The sequence below is a fragment of the uncultured Sphingomonas sp. genome (assembly GCF_937859915.1).
GTDB lineage: Bacteria > Pseudomonadota > Alphaproteobacteria > Sphingomonadales > Sphingomonadaceae > Solisphingomonas.
This window is the reverse complement of sequence record NZ_CALMAW010000099.1, coordinates 33,085-50,636: the sequence shown is the minus strand read 5'-3', so window position 1 is coordinate 50,636 and position 17,552 is coordinate 33,085. Positions and strand designations below refer to the sequence as shown.

At 66.2% G+C, this 17,552-nt stretch carries 10 protein-coding genes; 6 read left to right on the top strand and 4 right to left on the bottom strand.

Features of this window, described 5'->3' with window-relative positions:
- The coding region (locus Q0326_RS13290; RefSeq protein ID WP_298691246.1) for a TonB-dependent receptor at nucleotides 1–2,705 on the top strand (2,705 nt) is incomplete at its 5' end.
- Nucleotides 2,706–2,787: 82 nt separating this feature from the next.
- Here the strand turns inward: Q0326_RS13290 and Q0326_RS13285 are convergent.
- A complete protein-coding gene (locus tag Q0326_RS13285) occupies nucleotides 2,788–3,813 on the bottom strand; it encodes a hypothetical protein (RefSeq protein ID WP_298691244.1) in 1,026 nt (341 codons plus the stop codon).
- 141 nt (nucleotides 3,814–3,954) lie between these two features.
- Between Q0326_RS13285 and Q0326_RS13280 the strand changes: the two genes are divergently transcribed.
- The 3 genes from Q0326_RS13280 (at nucleotide 3,955) to Q0326_RS13270 (ending at nucleotide 8,999) form a co-directional block, all read left to right on the top strand.
- Nucleotides 3,955–5,238: an aspartyl/asparaginyl beta-hydroxylase domain-containing protein gene (locus Q0326_RS13280; RefSeq protein ID WP_298691242.1), complete on the top strand. Its 1,284-nt coding sequence runs from the start codon at nucleotides 3,955–3,957 to the stop codon at nucleotides 5,236–5,238.
- A gap of 73 nt (nucleotides 5,239–5,311) precedes the next feature.
- Nucleotides 5,312–5,557, top strand: coding sequence for a hypothetical protein (locus Q0326_RS13275; protein ID WP_298691240.1), 246 nt, complete (start codon nucleotides 5,312–5,314; stop codon nucleotides 5,555–5,557).
- A gap of 493 nt (nucleotides 5,558–6,050) precedes the next feature.
- Entirely contained in the window at nucleotides 6,051–8,999 is a 2,949-nt protein-coding gene (locus tag Q0326_RS13270) for a TonB-dependent receptor (RefSeq protein WP_298691238.1), read from the top strand.
- A 58-nt stretch (nucleotides 9,000–9,057) separates the two neighbouring features.
- Here the strand turns inward: Q0326_RS13270 and clpB are convergent, their stop codons facing one another.
- Nucleotides 9,058–11,637: an ATP-dependent chaperone ClpB gene (clpB, locus tag Q0326_RS13265; RefSeq protein WP_298691236.1), complete on the bottom strand. Its 2,580-nt coding sequence runs from the start codon at nucleotides 11,635–11,637 to the stop codon at nucleotides 9,058–9,060.
- Nucleotides 11,638–11,715: 78 nt separating this feature from the next.
- Nucleotides 11,716–12,765: a hypothetical protein gene (locus tag Q0326_RS13260; protein WP_298691234.1), complete on the bottom strand. Its 1,050-nt coding sequence runs from the start codon at nucleotides 12,763–12,765 to the stop codon at nucleotides 11,716–11,718.
- A 103-nt stretch (nucleotides 12,766–12,868) separates the two neighbouring features.
- On the opposite strand from Q0326_RS13260, the gene Q0326_RS13255 reads away from it, so the two are divergent.
- On the top strand, nucleotides 12,869–13,837 hold the full coding sequence (locus Q0326_RS13255; protein WP_298691232.1) for a TauD/TfdA family dioxygenase: 969 nt from the start codon (nucleotides 12,869–12,871) through the stop codon (nucleotides 13,835–13,837).
- Nucleotides 13,838–13,843: 6 nt separating this feature from the next.
- On the opposite strand, the gene Q0326_RS13250 is transcribed toward Q0326_RS13255, so the two are convergent.
- Nucleotides 13,844–14,386, bottom strand: a complete 543-nt coding sequence (locus tag Q0326_RS13250) for a DUF1003 domain-containing protein (protein WP_298691230.1) — start codon at nucleotides 14,384–14,386, stop codon at nucleotides 13,844–13,846.
- 302 nt (nucleotides 14,387–14,688) lie between these two features.
- Here Q0326_RS13250 and Q0326_RS13245 point away from each other — a divergent pair, with 302 nt between their 5' ends.
- Nucleotides 14,689–17,517, top strand: a complete 2,829-nt coding sequence (locus Q0326_RS13245; protein WP_298691228.1) for a pitrilysin family protein — start codon at nucleotides 14,689–14,691, stop codon at nucleotides 17,515–17,517.
- Nucleotides 17,518–17,552: the final 35 nt, after the last annotated feature.

Below are 17,552 nucleotides of genomic sequence, written 5' to 3'. Positions count from 1 at the left end.
ACCTCCGCAACCTCGGTGAGCAGCGCAACCTCGTCCTGCTCGACGGCCAGCGGATCACCCCCGCCGACATCACCGGCGTCGTCGATCTGAACAACATCCCGCTCGCCCTGATCGAGCGCGTCGACGTACTGACCGGCGGTGCCGCGACCACCTACGGCGCCGATGCCGTGTCGGGCGTCGTCAACTTCGTCACGCGCACCGACTTCTCGGGCATCGAGATGAACAGCTCGGAGCAGATCAACCAGCAGGGTGATGGCAACACCTTCCGCACCGACATCACGATCGGCGGCAATTTCGACGAGGGCAAGGGCAACGCCGTGCTTAGCGTCGGCTACCAGAAGTCCGATCCGGTCACGCAGGGCGATCGCAGCTATTCGGCGGTCCAGCTAGAGTCGTTCACGGGCGGCGCCAGTGGGTCGAACACCACCGTCCCCGGCCGTTTCACCCGTCCTGGCCAGCCCGTGCAGCAGATCAACCCGACCACGGGCGCGCTGGTGCCGACGTTCCAGAAGTTCAACTTCAACCCGTACAACCTGTTCCAGACGCCGTTCAAGCGCTTCAACATCTTCGGCGAAGCGCATTACGACGCCAGCGATCATGTCACCTTCTACACGCGTGGCATGTTCTCGAAGAACACGGTCGACACGGTGCTCGCGCCGGGCGGCGCGTTCGGGGTGCCGATCGCGATCAACTACAACAATCCCTATCTACCGCTTGCCGCTGCTGTTCAGTTTGCCCAGGCAAATGGCCTGATCAACGCTGATGGGACGGACAATGGTTTCGCGGCCGCTCGCGCTGCCACGGGCCCAACGATCGTGAATGCAGCTGGTCAAACCGTCACCAACCCTGCCTACAAGACTTTCACGACGACGGTCAGCCGACGCACGCCGGAACTCGGCAATCGCGCCGCGACCAACACGACGACGCTTTTCGACTACAAGGCCGGCGCGAAGTTCAACATCTTCAACTCGATGACGCTCGATGTCGGCGGCAACTACGGCCAGAGCGAGAACAACTCGGTCACGACGGGCAATCTGCGCGCCTCGCGCCTCGTGAACGCGGCGCTTGCCAGCAGCACCACGGCCTGCGACGGCACCGATACGAGCTGCGTTCCCGTTGATCTTTTCGGGCCTAACGGCAGCATCACGGCCGCTCAGGCTGCCTATCTCGCCGGTCCTACCGAGGTCACCGAAAAGACCTCGCTGGTTCAGGCGCATGCGCTGCTTACCGGCGACTTCGGCGTCTCCTCGCCGCTCGCCAGCAACCCGATTAGCTTCGCGGTCGGCGGCGAGTATCGCAAGTACACGGCGTCGCAGGTCTCTGACGTTCTCTCGCAGACCCCCGGCGAAATCAGCGGCAGCGGCGGCGCAGCGCCGAACATCCACGGTGCCTATGAGGTGACCGAAGGGTACGGCGAATTGTCCGTCCCGCTTGTCAACGATAAGCCCTTCGCGCACAGCCTCAGCGCCGAAGGCGGCGTCCGCTATTCACACTACAAGATCGATACCGCGGGATCGCCGACGTTCAACACGACGACCTACAAGGGTGCAGGCACCTGGGAGCCCGTGCAAGGGGTCACGTTGCGCGGCAACTACCAGCACGCCGTCCGTGCGCCCAGCATCGCCGAGCTGTTCTCACCGGTCGTAACGTCGCTCACCAACCTCGGTGCCGATCCCTGCGCGACGCTCACTTCGGCGGGCGCGACTATCCCCGGCGCCACGGCCCCGACCGGCGCGCTCCGGGATGTGTGTATCGCTCAGGGTGCCACCGCGGCGACGGTTAACCTGATCCAGTTCGATCCGCAGATTAACTCGACCGGCGGCGGCAACATCAACCTGAAGCCTGAAAAGTCGAACTCGTTCACCGCGGGTGTTGTGCTGACCCCGGCAATGTACGTGCCGGGCCTGTCGTTCACGGTCGATTACTTCAAAATCAAGATCACCGATGCGATCACCAGCCCGACGCCGGGCGATGCGATCGCGGCCTGCTTCAACGGCGCCAGCACCACCAACGGCGGTGCCGGACTTCCCGCAGGCGCGGCAACGTCGGCAGCCTGTACGGGTATTCGCCGCGACCCCGTCACCGGTGCTCTCTTCGGTGATAGCGCCACCGTTCCGGGCATTCCGCTGACGCTTTCGAACCTCGGTACGCTCAAGACCGACGGTATCGACGTGACCGCCAACTACCGCCATGATTTCGGGTTGGCGAAGCTCAACCTGAGCTTCAACGGCACTTGGACCAACACGAACAAGTTCCAGGCGACGCCTGGTGGCTTGAACCGCGAGTGCGTGGGCTACTTCTCGGTGAACTGCGCCTCGCCGCAACCCGAGTTTGTGTGGAACACGCGAGCGACGGTGACGGTCAAACAGGTCGACTTCTCGGTCCTGTGGCGCCATCTGTCGAAGCTCAAGCAGGAGCCGGCCGATATCGCTATCGATGGCCCCGCCTTCAGCGGCACCGACGGGTTGGGCGACAATGTCAACTTCGGCAAGATCAAGGCCTTCAACTACTTCGATCTGTCGATGCGCACGATTGTCGGCGACAATCTGGAGCTGACCTTCACCGTGGCGAACCTCGCCAACAAGAAGCCGCCGATCGTTGGCACGGACATCGGTTCGACGCTTTACAACAGCGGCAACACCTATCCGTCGCTGTACGACGCCGAGGGCCGTCGCTTCCTCGTCGGGGCGCAGGTCAAGTTCTGATCGAACGGCGCGCGGACCCTGTCCGCATCAATCGGGGCGGCCTTCGGGCCGCCCCTTTTTTTGTCCGCAGCAGATGCGGGAGTCAGATCAGCGGATGCGCCAGCGTGAACGCGATGCCGACGCGCTGCGCGACGGTCTCCGCCCAGATCGCCACTTTCTCAATCTCGTCGGCATGCGCGTCGGCCGCCGCGATCTGCGCGTCTCGGCGATCTGCGGCGGCGAACGGCACGGCGTCCTTTGAATGTCGAGCGAAGGCGCCGTCGGCGATGATCCGCGACACAAGATCCAGCCGACCTCCCCAGCCGAACAGCGCGAACACCGCGCGGAGCGCCTCCTCGGGCGACGCGAGCATGGTCTCGCTGTCCAGCGAGCGGACTCGGGTCCCGCCGTGGCGCGCCAACATGCGGGCGAACAGCGCATGCTGCGCAAGCCAGCCGACCGCGGCGATCTGCAGATCGGTGAGCTTGATGTGGTCGGCCGCCGCGATGCCGAGATCGATCAGCCGATCCTGCAGCAGCCCGACGAACAGGTCGCGGACCCAAAGCCGTCCCCACAGGCCCTTCTTCGCAATCGAGCCGAGATAGGCGCGAAGCGGGGTGTACATCAGCACCGCGCGCGAGTCGGGACGCATCGCGAGCATCGCGTTGCTGATTCCGGCGACGATGTTCGATGGTTTGATGACGACCGCTTCGTCCGCAGCGAACGGACGCGCCAGCAGGGTGAGCGCGCTATCCAACACGGCGGCGACATCGCCGTCCTTGCCACCCCGGCGTCGCCAGCCGACGAGGTCGTTGAGCACCACCGGTTCCTTGAGCGCGATCGCGAGCCCTGGCCGATCGAGCGCCCGGGCCAGCAACGTCGAGCAACAGAAAGCGGAATGGAAGATATAGTGGATTGGCGCCGTGTGCGGCGCGGCGGCGATCACCTGCGCGCGGGTTGCAACATGAAGCGGGGGCGTGTCGGGCAGGAACTCGTCGGTGAGGAACGTCGCGCCGGATTGCGCGGCACGTGGCACCTCGACGAAATGAAAGCTGTCCAGAACCGGATCGTAACGGTGGGCGAGCCAGCCGGAGCCTTGCAGGACCGACGATGAATCGATCGCGCTCATCGGGCGATCCGCGCGGGGACATAGTGCATGGCTGCAGCTTTACGACGGAACCGAGCGACAAGGAAACCGCGCCGAGGCCCTGACGAGGGCCGATTGTTCGGCGACCCCGCGCTCGATATAGCGGCGGCGTGAGGGAGCATGATGACGAAAAGCGAAGCCGAACAGATGTTTCATGCCGGCGCGGTCGCGCAACGCGGCGGGCGGCTGACCGACGCGCAGGCGGCGTTTGAGCGCGTGATCGCCGCGCTTCCCGATCATGCGGGCGCGCTCAACGCGCTGGGCATGGTCGCGCTCGCGCAAAGCCGTCACGCCGATGCCGAGACCTTCTTCGTCCGCGCCGCCGTCGCTGATCCGAACGCGCCCGATCTCCATCTGAACGTCGCAAAGGCCCGCCGTCTGCAGGGCGACGATCCGGGCGAGCGGCAGAGCCTTGAGGCAGCCCTGACCATCGACCAGCGCCATTTTATGGCACTGCTGCGGCTTGCCGAGCTGCACGAGCGCCGCGAAGAGCATATCGCGGCCGCGCAGCGCTGGAACGGGGTCGTCGCGCTGGTCGAGATGGCGTCACCGCCGATGCCCGAGCTCGATGCGATCGCCGCGCGCGGCCGGGCCTATCTTGCCCGACGCCAGGCGGCGTTGAGCGATGCGCTTGATGCGGGATTGGCGTCCGCGCGCGCGGCGACCTCGGCCGATGATCGGCGCCGGTTCGAAGCCTGCATGGACCATGTCGTCGGGCGGCGCCGGCGGATCTATGTCAACGAGTGCGAGGGCCTGCACTATCCCTTCCTCCCCGCCGACGAGTTCTTCGAGCGCAAACATTTTCCCTGGATAGCCGAGTTCGAGGCTCAGACGGATATCATCACCGCCGAGCTGCAATCGTTGCTCGCAGCCGGAGATGACGGATTCGAGCCGTATGTCCGGATGGATCCGGGCACGCCCGAGAACAAGTGGACGCCGCTCGATCATTCCCTGGCATGGGGGTCGATGCATCTGTGGCGGCACGGCGAACGCGACGAGCAAGCCTGTGCGCGCGCACCGCGCACCGCGGAGATCGTGTCGCGGTTGCCCCTCGCCGACATCCCCGGGCGGACGCCGACGGTGTTCTTCTCGCTGCTCAAGCCCCGCACGCATCTGCCTGCGCATAGCGGGGTGAGCAATATGCGGGCGACGGTGCACCTACCGCTGATCGTGCCCGAAGGCTGCCGCTTCCGGGTCGGCGGAGAAACGCGACCGTGGCGCGTGGGCGAGGCGTGGGCGTTCGACGACACGATCGAGCATGAGGCGTGGAACGACAGCGACGCCCTGCGCGCGATCCTGATCGTCGATGTCTGGAACCCGCATTTGACCGCGACGGAGCGGTCCTTGCTCCGCGCCTTCTTTGCGACCGTCGGCTCGGACAGTCCTCTCGCCATCGTCGGCGATTGACGAATGCGCGCGCGTATGCGGAAATGCGGACCAGGCGCCCTGTTGGGCTGAAACCGTGCCCGGGAGTTTCCAGATGATACGTATCTTGTCCGCCATTGCCCTGCTTTCGATAGCGACCCCCGCATTGGCCGATAGCGCGGTCAAGGCGCCTGCCGATCCCAATAAGGTGCGCTGCAAGCGGGAGACCGTCACCGGCTCGCTCGTTGCGTCCGCCAAGGTCTGCCACACCGAAGCCGAATGGCATGAAATGGCAGTACGCGCGCGCGAAGACACGATTCGGATGCAGGGCGTCCAGAATAGCAACAAGGGCGGAAACTAAGCCTCTACAGCGCCGACCGCCGGCCGGCGCACCGCCTGTTTCATGCTAAAGAGGTCGCCGTTCGGGATCGGACGGCGGCCTTCGCTTGATTGTGGTTTGCGGCCGGGGCGCGTGGTGCGCCTGCGGAAGTGACCGGCAACTCACGTCCCGGATCAGCGACCAGCGCCGTGGCGGACCCATGCGCATTTCCGGTCTGCAACACTACATCCGCTTGTTGCTGCGGCCGTCACGCACCGCGCAAAGATATTGCCGGTCTGTCGTAAAAGACGGCGTGTCGGACATGTTTGTGACTTACAGCCGCAAGTGTTGCTTAGAAGAAATGAATATGTTGCCGACATGTGACAATAGAGACCGCAAAAGCCTTGGTCATCGGGTCGGAGTTGCGGTCATACCATAGCTCGCCCTATCATTACCCCATCGAGCGAACTCGCCGAATACGGCAGTTTGCAAGGCAAACAGTCGATCAGCTGAATTGCGTAGGGGTTTTGAACATATGAAGCGTATCAAGCGGAGCCTGCTCGGCTCGACGATCGTCGCCGGCATGGCCGTCCTTGCGATGCCAGCGGTTGCGCAGACCGCCAACCCGGGCAAGCTGGAGCCAACATCGGGCAGCACGGATTCACCCGCGGTCGCCGACACCGCCGCCCAGCCTGCCAAGGACAATGGCGAGATCGTCGTCACCGGCTCGCTGTTCCGCCGCAAGGATCTCGAGACCCCGTCGCCGGTCACGCAGCTGACCGCGCAGGACCTCAGCCGTCGTGGCATCACGACGGTTACCGACGCGCTGCAGACGCTGGCCGCCAACAACGGCAGCAACCTGCCAACGGCCTTTTCCGCCAACGGCGCCTTTGCATCGGGCGCGTCGGGCGTGTCGCTGCGCGGTCTCAGCACCAATTCGACGCTGGTGCTGTTCGACGGTCTGCGCGCCGCCGATTATCCGCTCGCCGATGACGGCGTGCGCAGCTTCGTCGACATCAACACCATCCCAGACGCGATCGTCGATCGCATCGAAGTGCTCAAGGACGGCGCCTCGTCGACCTACGGCGCCGATGCCGTCGCGGGCGTGGTCAACGTCATCGTCAAGAAGCAGATCCAGGGCGTCTCGGGTTCGGCCGAGGGCGGCATCTCCCAGCGCGGCGATGCGGGCCATCAGCGTGTCACGCTCACCGCCGGCTATGGCGACCTCGCCTCGCAGGGCTTCAACGTCTACGTCAGCGGCGAGTATCAGCATGACTCGATGCTCTACAACCACGATCGGGGCTATCCGTACAACACGCTCGATCTGAGCCGGCAGAACTTCAACGGCGTGCCCGGCGCGGACAATAATCCGGGTGCCAATGGCGTCATCGCCTCGGCACCGACCACCAGCGCGGTGGTGACCCCGGCGACCGAGACGACGGCGGGCAACATCTTCACCGGCCAGGCGATCAACGGCTCGCTGCCGCAGGTGCTCAGCCCGGCCGGTTGCGGCACCGGCACGATCGAGCATTCGAGCGCGGCCGGCGGCAGCTATTGCGAGCAGAACACCGTCAATCAATATGGTGTGCTCCAGCCGCAGCAGACCCGCGCCGGCGTGACCGCGCGCGGCACGGTGCAGCTCAGCGACACGGTCCAGGCCTATCTGATGGGCACCTATTATCAGGATCGCGTCTATTTCACCTCCGGCCCGAACGGCACCGGCTCGAGCCAGCCGACCACCGTCCGCGGCATTGTGCTGCCCGCGACGCTCGCCAATGGCGCGACCAATCCGCAGGATCCGTTCGCCAACATCATCGATGCCGCGACCGGCCAGCGCGAGTCGGCGCTGCTCAACTATAATTTCGGCGACATCCCCAGCAGCACGACCGACATGTCGCGCACCTACCGCGTCGCGGGCGGCATCAACGGAACCCTCGGCAGCAGCTGGAAGTGGAGCGTCGAGGGCACCTACATGCGCACGGTGCTCGACCAGAAGTTCACCGGGCTGCTCAACTATGACGCGCTGCAGAGCGCGATCGTCAACGGCACCTATAACTTCATCGATCCGACGCAGAACAGCGCGGCCGAGCGTAGCGCGCTATCGCCCGAGCTCGATGCGCGCTCGACCTCGACTCTCTGGCAGGTCCAGGGCACGCTCTCGCGCGATCTGTTCGAGCTGCCCGGCGGTATGGTCCAGCTCGGCGTCAGCGGCCAGGTCCGCTACGAGGGGATCGACGATCCCGTCCAGGATCCGACCGGCGCTGCAGGCGACTATTCGCCCTATACGACGGTCGGCGTGAACCTCTTCTCGGCGGTCGGCCATCGCTATAATGAATCGGGTGCGTTCGAGCTCTCGGCGCCGATCCTCAAGCAGCTCGAGGTCGACGCGTCGGGCCGCTACGATCATTATTCGGAAGGCTTCAGCCACTTCTCGCCCAAGGTCGGCGTCAAGTTCACGCCCATCGACCAGCTGATCTTGCGCGGCACCTTCTCGAAGGGCTTCCGCGCGCCGAGCATCCCCGAATCGTCGGGCCAGGTGATCGGCTACGTCAATACCACGCCGACCGACGCTGCCGACAGCGGCATCGTCACCGCGCACGGCAACGACGCCTATGTGAAGCAATATTCGCTCGGCGAGTTCAACACGGGCAATCCCAACCTCAAGCCCGAACTCTCGACCAGCTTCACCGGCGGCGCGATCATCAAGCCGACGCATTGGCTGTCGCTGTCGGCCGATTATTATCACATCAAGAAGAGCCACGTCATCGTCGAGGGCAGCGAGACGGCGACGGCAATCGAGAATTATTATGCGGGCACGGCGCTGCCGGCCGGTTACTCGATCGTCGCCAACCCGATCGATCCGGCGCATCCCGATGCGCTGCCCACGATCGAGACGGTCAATGCGAGCTTCGTCAACGCCGCCTCGGAAGTGACCAGCGGCATCGATTTCAACGCCAATGCCGTCTTCCACGTGAACGACGATCTGACGCTGTCGACCAATGTCGACGTCACCAAGGTGTTCAAGCTCAACCTGCGCAACACCGACGGCACCGTCGAGCATTTCGTCGGGACCGAAGGGCCCTATGCCAACACCTCGGACTCGGGCACGCCGCGCTGGCGCGGGACGTGGTCGACCACGGCGGCCTACAAGAAGTGGACCGTCACCGGCACGATGTATTACACCAGCGGCTATGCCGGCTATGCCGACGACTATGCGGGTCTCGGCTGCGAGAACGCGATCGCGGTCGCATCCGACGGGTCGACGCCGGAGCAGTGCCACGTCAAGAAGTTCATCGATGTCGATGCGACGGTCAATTATCAGGTCACCGACAAGTTCAGCATCTACACCAACGTGATCAACCTGTTCGACGCACGCGCGCCGTTCGATCCGAACACCTATGGTGGCGTGAACTACAACCCCGCCTTCGCAGAAGCGGGTGTTGTCGGCCGCTTCTTCAAGGTCGGCGTCAACTTCAAGCTCTGACGCGAGAAAATCCGGTACAGACTGCAGGGCGGCTCCCACCGGAGCCGCCCTTTCTTTGTCACGCGACGCCGAGCTTCAGCGCGCCGTCGCCCTCGTCGACAGCAACGGTGGCACCGTCGGGCACCTCGCCGCGCAGCAGCATGTCGGCGAGCGGATCCTGCAGATAGCGCTGCACTGCCCGTTTCAGGGGCCGCGCACCGTAGACCGGATCATAGCCGACCCGCCCCAGCCACGCGCGCGCCGCATCGGTCAGATCGAGCACGATCTTGCGATCCGCCAGCAGCTTGCCGATCCGCGCCACCTGGATGTCGACGATCGGCGCCATGTGGCCCGCGCCGAGCCGGTGGAACAGGATGATCTCGTCCAGCCGGTTGAGAAATTCGGGCCGGAAATGCGCGCGCACGATCTCCATCACCTGGGGCTCGACGCTCGCCACCGGCTGGTCCTCGCCGAGCGAGGTGAGGAACTGCGAGCCCAAGTTGGAGGTCAGCACGATGATCGTGTTGGTGAAGTCGACCGTGCGGCCCTGGCTGTCGGTCAGCCGCCCGTCGTCGAGCACCTGCAACAGGATGTTGAACACATCGGGATGCGCCTTCTCGACCTCGTCGAACAGCACCACCTGATACGGTCGCCGCCGCACCGCCTCGGTCAGCGTGCCGCCCTCCTCATAGCCGACATAGCCCGGGGGGGCGCCGACCAGCCGCGCGACCGAATGCTTCTCCATATATTCGGACATGTCGATGCGGACCATCGCGCTGTCGTCGTCGAACAGATAGCCGGCGAGCGCGCGGGTCAGCTCGGTCTTGCCGACCCCCGTCGGCCCGAGGAACAGGAAGGAGCCGAGCGGCCGGTTGGGATCCTGCAGGCCGGCGCGCGACCGGCGCACCGCGCGTGACACCGCCTCGACCGCCTGCGCCTGGCCGATCACGCGCTTGCCGATCGTCTCTTCCATCCGGAGCAGCTTCTCGCGCTCGCCCGCCAGCATCCGCTCCATCGGTATGCCGGTCCAGCGCGCGACGATCCCGGCGATGTCCTCGCTGGTCACCTCCTCGCGCAGCATCGCGGATTGCGACGCGTCGGCGGCCTCGGCGAGCCGGCGCTCGAGCCCGGGGATGACGCCGTAGGAGAGCTCGCCCGCCCTGGCGAGATCGCCCGCGCGCTGCGCCTGCTCAAGCTGGAGCCGCGCCGCGTCGAGCTGTTCGGTGAGCTTGGCGCCGGCCTGGATCTTTTCCTTCTCGCTTTGCCAGCGGGTGGTGAGCGCGTCGGACTCCTCCTCGAGCCGGGCAAGCTCGCCTTCGAGCGTCGTGAGCCGATCGCGCGACGGCTGGTCCTGCTCGCGCTTGAGCGCCTCGCGTTCGATCTTGAGCTGGATGATCCGCCGGTCGAGGGTCTCGATCTCCTCGGGCTTGGACTCGACCTCCATGCGCAGCCGCGACGCGGCCTCGTCCATCAGGTCGATCGCCTTGTCGGGGAGGAAGCGGTCGGTGATGTAGCGATTGGAGAGCGTCGCCGCGGCCACGATCGCGCCGTCGGTGATCCGCACGCCGTGGTGCAGCTCGTACTTCTCCTTCAGGCCGCGCAGGATCGAGATCGTGTCCTCGACCGTCGGCTCGCCAACGAAGACGGGCTGGAAGCGCCGCTGCAGCGCGGGGTCCTTCTCGACATATTTGCGATATTCGTCGAGCGTGGTGGCACCGATGCAGTGCAGCTCGCCGCGAGCGAGCGCGGGCTTCAAAAGATTGCCCGCGTCCATCGCACCCTCGGACTTGCCCGCGCCGATCAGCGTGTGCATCTCGTCGATGAACAGCACGATCTGGCCGTCGGCGCCCTTGACCTCGTCGAGCACGCCCTTGAGCCGCTCCTCGAACTCGCCGCGATATTTGGCGCCGGCGATGAGCGAGCCCATGTCGAGCGCCATCAGCTTGCGGTCCTTGAGCGTGTCGGGGACGTCGCCATTGGCGATGCGCAGGGCGAGCCCTTCGGCGATCGCGGTCTTGCCGACGCCGGGGTCGCCGATCAGCACCGGGTTGTTCTTGGTGCGTCGCGCCAGAATCTGGATGGTGCGGCGGATCTCCTCGTCGCGACCGATCACCGGGTCGAGTTTTCCGCTGCGCGCCGCCTCGGTCAGGTCGCGCGCGAATTTTTTGAGCGCGTCGTAGCGGTCTTCGGCCGACGCGGTGTCGGCGGTGCGGCCGCCGCGCAGATCGACGATCGCGGCGTTGATCCCCTCGGGCGTGACCCCGGCGGCGGCGAGCGCCTTGCCCGCGATGGTCCTCGTCGACAGCGCACAGGCGAGCAGCAGCCGCTCGACGGTGACGTAGGAATCGCCCGCCTTCTTGGCGACCTGCTCGGCGGTATCGAGCAGGCGGACGAGATCATTGTCGAGCTGGGGCGTCTGCTGCGCACCGCCGCCCGACACCTGCGGGATTTTCCCGAGCGCGGCATCTGTGTCCCGCAAGGCGATCCTGGCGTCGCCGCCGGCCTTGGCGATCAGGCCAGATGCCATGCCTTCGCTGTCTTCGAGCAGGGCCTTGAGCAGATGCTCGGGGGCGATGCGCTGGTGGTTCATGCGGATCGCAACAGTCTGCGCGGACTGGAGAAAGCCTTTCGCGCGATCGGTGAATTTTTCGAGGTCCATCAAATGCTCCCCTTGGAAACGGTCCGCCGCGATATGGTGTGGCTTATATGCAACACAAGAGCCAGGCGAGCGGTCGGCTCACCCGATCAACATCGTGCCCGCGCCGAGCAAAGGCCGCGCCAGCCGCTCCGGGAACGGAAAATCCTGGCGCCGCTCGTCGATCCACCGTCGCGCGCGATCGAGGTCGGGCCGCAGGATCCGGGCGAGCTGCGTCTCGCGGTCGCGGCGGACATTGTTATCGAACGCTTGGCCGGGCTGTTTGGCGTGTGACGCGAATAGGGGCCCAGACACGGTCTCATCGATCGCATCGGCTGCCATCGTGACACCCAGATGATCGGCCGCCGCCTCCAACACCGGTGGCGGCGTCTCGAACAGGGTGATCGCCGCCAGCGAGCGGAGCGAGGGATGACGCGCCAGCGCCGCGTCGTAGATGCGCATCTGCGCAAGCCACAGAGCCGCCGCGCGCTCGACCACGTCGGCCCCTGCGATCGGGCCCGCCCAAGCCGTGATTGCCGGCGCGATCTCGTGGGTGACGCGCATCACCCAGTCGCGATGCGCATCGCTGCGCAGGATCGCCAGCAGATAGGGTTCGAGCGGATGATGAAGCAGAATGCCCGGCGCGGCCGGATCGAGCGCCATGAGCGGAAGGAGGATCATGTTCACCGGCACATTGGCCTTAACGAGCGTCGGCGCGTCCGAGCGATAGCGCCGCCCCGCCAGCGCAACCGCCAACCGCAGGCGCTCCCGCCAGGACGCGGACTCGACCGCCTGCGGGATCACGGCAGCCTCGACGCCCAATTGGCGCAGCGGCAATGGCTCGCGCAGCACCAACGAACTGTCGCGCCGGTCCAAGGCGCGCGCCAGCAAGGTCGACCCGCAGTGCGCGATATGAAAGATCCAGCCGATACGGGGCAGAGGATCGCCGCTCGCGGCCCGGTGGGCGGCGAGCGCCTGCGTGGGCATCGACCGTATCTCGGCCGCCTCCAGCGCGATGCGATCGTCGAGAAATAACGAGCGGTGATAGACGTCGCGGTCGACCGGAAGGAACAGCGCCTCCTCCGCCTCGAAGGCGAAGAAATACTGGTCGGGTGTGGCGAACAGCGCGTCGGCGGTCAGCGGCACGGTCACGCAGCGGAGCGGTCGGAAAGAGCCATCGGCTCGGTATAGGCGCGGGTTTCGCCTTCGGCTATGAGCAGAAGGCGATGCCGAACGACGCGAACCGAGCGGCCTGATGGCTGATATATCCCTGCCCGGCGCGGGCCGTCCCTATGTGCTCGTAACCGCGCGGGGCGAGGCCGATGTGCTCGATCTCGATCCCGCTACAGTCGCCGCCTTGTACCGGCGCCACGGCGCGCTGCTTCTGCGTGGGTTCACCACCGATTTCGCGGCTTTCCGCGGTTTCGCGGACCAGTTCTGCGCGAGTTCGGTACTCAACGAAAGCCCGGACCGCCAATTGCTCGACGAGGCCGCCAACATCCAGTCGGTCAATGGCGGCAGCGCCGCCTTTCCGCTTCATCCCGAACTCTCGCGCGAGCCATGGAAGCCCGACGTCTGTTTCTTCGCCTGCTTCCAGGCGCCGCGCACGCAGGGGGCGACGACGATCTGCGACGGTATCGAGCTGGTTCGTCACCTGCCCGAGGCGGTGCGGGCGGGGCTGACCCGGCGGCGGCTGCTTTACATCCAACGCGCAGCGCCCGAAGTGCTGCTCTATTGGCTGGGCACGGCCACTCCCGACGACGCCTTGCTCGCATCCCCGCCGCCGCCATGCCCCTATGTCTTCCGGCGCACGTCCGACGGCATCGTCCGCGCCTTCTCCCGGCCCGCGCTGCATAAGCCGATGTTCGCGGATGCGGCGGCGTTCGGCAATTTCCTGCTGTTCTCGACCTTCTTCAACGGCATCCCGACCTATCCGCTGCTCGACGACGGGCAACCCGTGCCCGAACCCTGGCTGTGGGCAATCAAGGATGTCGGCGATCGGCTGAGCGCGGGGATCGTGTGGCAGACGGGCGACCTGCTGATGCTCGACAACAGCCGCTTCATGCACGGCCGCACCGCGATCCTCGATCCCGACGAACGCCGGATTGCCTCCTTCTTCGGCTATCTCCGCTTTGCGGTCCCCGATGCGGAGGAGGTGCCCGACGCGCCGTGGCGCAAGGCCGCCTTCCGGCCGCCACAGCCGGCCCGCCGTACGGACGCCTGATCCAGGCTAGACGATATCGTCGATCGGCCCACGGATCGCGATCCCCGTCGCTTCCTCGCGCGCCAGGCGGGCGACGAGCAGGTCGATCTTCTCGTGCAGCCGCATGATCTCGAGTTCGGCGCGCAGATTGACCTCATAATCATGGCTGGCCGCCACCCGATCGCGATCGCCCGCGCGATTCTGGCTCATCATGATGATGGGTGCCTGCAGCGCCGCGATCATCGACAGCATCAGGTTGAGGAAGATGTAGGGATAGGGATCGAACGCCTTGTTCCAATGCGACAGCACATCCGAATTGAGCACCATCCAGGCGACCAGGATGGTCAGCGAGGTGAAGATGAAACCCCACGAGCCGCCGACCGCCGCGACCTTGTCGGCGAGCCGGTCCCAGAAGGTCGAGGTCGCCTCCTCGATGTCGGCGGCGTCGCGGCTGATCGGGCGACGCGCCTCGAAGCTCGCAAGGACGTTGCGCTCCTCGGGATCGAGCGTGTGCGGTTCCTTGGCGAGATAGCGGCGGGCGAGATCGGGCAGCGAGGGGCGCTTGGCCATCGGGAGTCTCCGTCAAGGGTTTGGGTGCAGGAGTGGCGCAATGCGGCGGCGTCGCCAAGCCGTCGCGGGCCCGCCTCGGCTATCCTTTCTGCTTCTTCATCCCGGACCCTTCGACAGGCTCAGGACAGGCTTGATCCAAAATCCATGGACGCAGCACCCGATGGTCAAACGCAGCGTTTATGGATTCCCGCCTTCGCGGGAATGACGGTTCGAGCTTAGAGCTGCGTCACTCCTAATCGTTGCCGTCGCGCGCCGCGGCCCTATGCTGGCGCATCTGCCGTTCCCCACAAGGTGCGATCTCGATGCGTTTCTCTCTGCCTATTCTGTTGCTCGCCTCCGTCGCGCTCGCACCGCTCTCCGCCGCCCCGAAGCTGAGCGCCAAGCCGGCGCCGCTCGCCGAACTCGCCGCCCAGGTGAAGCTACCTTACCAAGAATTCACGCTCGCCAATGGCCTCCGCGTGATCGTTTCGACCGATCGCAAGGCGCCCGTCGTCGCGGTGTCGGTCTGGTATCATGCCGGCTCGAAGGACGAGCCCGCCGGCAAGACCGGCTTCGCCCACCTGTTCGAGCATCTGATGTTCAACGGATCGGAGAATGCGCCGGGCGACTATTTCAAGCCGCTCGAGAGCGTGGGGGCGACCGATTATAACGGTACCACCAGCTTCGATCGCACCAACTTCTTCGAGACCGTTCCGACCCCGGCGTTGCCGCTCGCGCTGTTCATGGAGAGCGACCGCATGGGTCATCTGCTCGGCGCGGTCGGCCAGCCGACGCTCGACCGCCAGCGCGGCGTCGTCCAGAACGAGAAGCGCCAGGACGACAACCAGCCCTACGGCCTCGTCCAATATGCCGAGCAACAGGCTCTGTTTCCCGAGGGCAATCCCTATCATCACACCACGATCGGCTCGATGGCCGATCTCGACGCCGCCAGCCTCGGCGACGTCCGCGCCTGGTTCCGGGGTCATTATGGCCCCAACAATGCGGTGCTGGTGCTTGCCGGCGACATCGACGTCGCGACCGCGCGGCTCTTGGTGGACAAATATTTCGGCGACATCGCGCGCGGCCCGCAGCCCGCGCCGACGCTTGCCGCGGTGCCGACGCTGGCGGCGCGCAAGGACGAGCTGCTCCACGACCAGGTCGCGACGACGCGGCTGTACCGCGAATGGGCGATCCCGGGCTGGAGCGATCCGGCGAGCGTGCCGCTCGACATCGCCGCGAGCATCCTCGGCGGCCTCGCCAGCTCGCGGCTCGACAATGTCCTGGTGCGCAAGGAGGGCGTCGCGGTCTCGGTCAGCGCGGGCGTCGGCCCGCTCGAGCGCGTCGGCGAGTTCGAGGTGACCGTCGACGTCAAGCCGGGGGTCGATCCGGCGCTGGTCGGCCGGCAGCTCGACGCGCTGATCGCCGACTTCGTCGCGCACGGCCCGACCGCCGACGAGATCCACCGCGCGGTGACGCAGGAGATTGCCGGCCGGCTGTTCGGGCTCGAGAGGGTCGGCGGTTTTTCGGGCCGCGCGGCGCTGCTCGCGCAGGGGGCGGTGTTCGCGAACGATCCCGGCTTCTACGAGAAGCAGCTCGCCCAATATGCCGCGGCGACCCCGGCCTCGGTCAAGGCGGCGCTGCAGATTTGGCTGACGCGGCCGGTCTATGCGCTCACCGTCGCGCCGGGCAAGCGCGCGCCCTATGAGGAGGCCAAGGCGCACCAGGCCGATCTCAAGCCGGTGCCGGCGGCTGAGGCGGTCGCCGCCAGCGGTGCCGCGCCGGTAGCCGGCCCGAAGCGCGTGCCGCCCGCGGTCGGCCAGATCGTCGACCTGACCTATCCGGCCATCACCCGCGACCGGCTGTCGAACGGCATCACGCTCGTCTATGCGCAGCGCCCCGGCCTGCCGCTCAGCCGCTTCGCGCTGACCTTCGACGCGGGCTTCTCTGCCGATCCCAAGACCGCGCTCGGCACCGAATCGCTGGTGCTCAACCTGCTCGACGAGGGCACGACGACGCGCTCGTCCGCCGACATCGCCGCCGCGCAGGAGGAGCTCGGCTCGAAGATCGCAGCGGGCGGGTCGATGGACCGCGCCGAGGTCGACCTCGCGACGCTGACCGCCAACCTCTCGCCGGCGCTCGATCTGCTCGCCGACGTGATGCTTCACCCCACTTTCGCCGAGATCGCGCGCGTCAAAACCGAGCAGTTGACGGCGATCCAGGCCGAGATCAGCGATCCGCAGGGGCTTGCGGCGCGCAGCTTGCCCCCGCTGATCTACGGACGCGGCCACCCCTATGCGGTGCCGGGCAGCGGCAATGGCGATCCCGCCGCGGTCGCGAAACTGACCAGGGCCGATCTGGTCGCGTTCAAGGATCGCTGGCTGCAGCCTGCCGATACCGCGATCTTCATCGTCTCCGATCAGCCGCTTGCCGTGCTCAAGCCGATGCTCGAACAGCGTTTCGGCAGCTGGAAGCCGGCCGCGCCCGTCGGGGTCAAGCCGGCCGAGCCGACCGTGCCCGCACCGCGTCCGCGGATCGTGCTGCTCGATCGCGGCGCCTCGCCGCAGTCGGTGGTGCAGGCGGGCGAGGTGCTCGACGCGCGTGGCACCGACGAGCTGCTGCCGCTGATCGCCGCCAATGACGCGCTCGGCGGCAGCTTCCTGTCGCGGATCAACATGGACATCCGCGAGACCAAGGCGTGGTCCTACGGCGTCCAGTCGGGGATTGCGCGCTATGCCGGCCGCATCCCCTATCAGGTCGCGGCGCCCGTGCAGACCGACAAGACCGGCCCCGCGATCCAGGCGATGCTCGCCGACATGACGGCATTCCTGACCACCCAGCCGCTGACCCAGGACGAACGCGACCGCACCGTCCAGCGCAGCATCCGCCAGCTTCCCGGCCAGTTCGAGGATGGCGCGGCGCTGCTCGACGCGATGCAGCGCAACGATCTGCTCAAGCGGCCCGACGATTATTATGCGCACATCGCGGACAAGTATCGGGCGCTCACCGTCGACCAGCTCAACGCCGCGGCGCGGGCCAATATCCGGCCGAACCAGCTTGTGTGGGTGGTGGTCGGCGATGCCGCGAGCGTGAAGCCGCAGCTCGATACGCTCGGGCTGCCTGTCGAGGTGGTCAAGGCGCCGGCGGGCCAGTAAGGCACGACGAACCAACGACTAAGGAAAGGATCGCG

Coding starts and splice junctions, on each gene's coding strand:
- Q0326_RS13285 (WP_298691244.1), bottom strand. CDS start 3,813: ATGAGCGCGATCGATTCATCGTCGGTCCTGCAAGGCTCCGGCTGGCTC.
- Q0326_RS13280 (WP_298691242.1), top strand. CDS start 3,955: ATGACGAAAAGCGAAGCCGAACAGATGTTTCATGCCGGCGCGGTCGCG.
- Q0326_RS13275 (WP_298691240.1), top strand. CDS start 5,312: ATGATACGTATCTTGTCCGCCATTGCCCTGCTTTCGATAGCGACCCCC.
- Q0326_RS13270 (WP_298691238.1), top strand. CDS start 6,051: ATGAAGCGTATCAAGCGGAGCCTGCTCGGCTCGACGATCGTCGCCGGC.
- clpB (WP_298691236.1), bottom strand. CDS start 11,637: ATGGACCTCGAAAAATTCACCGATCGCGCGAAAGGCTTTCTCCAGTCC.
- Q0326_RS13255 (WP_298691232.1), top strand. CDS start 12,869: ATGGCTGATATATCCCTGCCCGGCGCGGGCCGTCCCTATGTGCTCGTA.
- Q0326_RS13250 (WP_298691230.1), bottom strand. CDS start 14,386: ATGGCCAAGCGCCCCTCGCTGCCCGATCTCGCCCGCCGCTATCTCGCC.
- Q0326_RS13245 (WP_298691228.1), top strand. CDS start 14,689: ATGCGTTTCTCTCTGCCTATTCTGTTGCTCGCCTCCGTCGCGCTCGCA.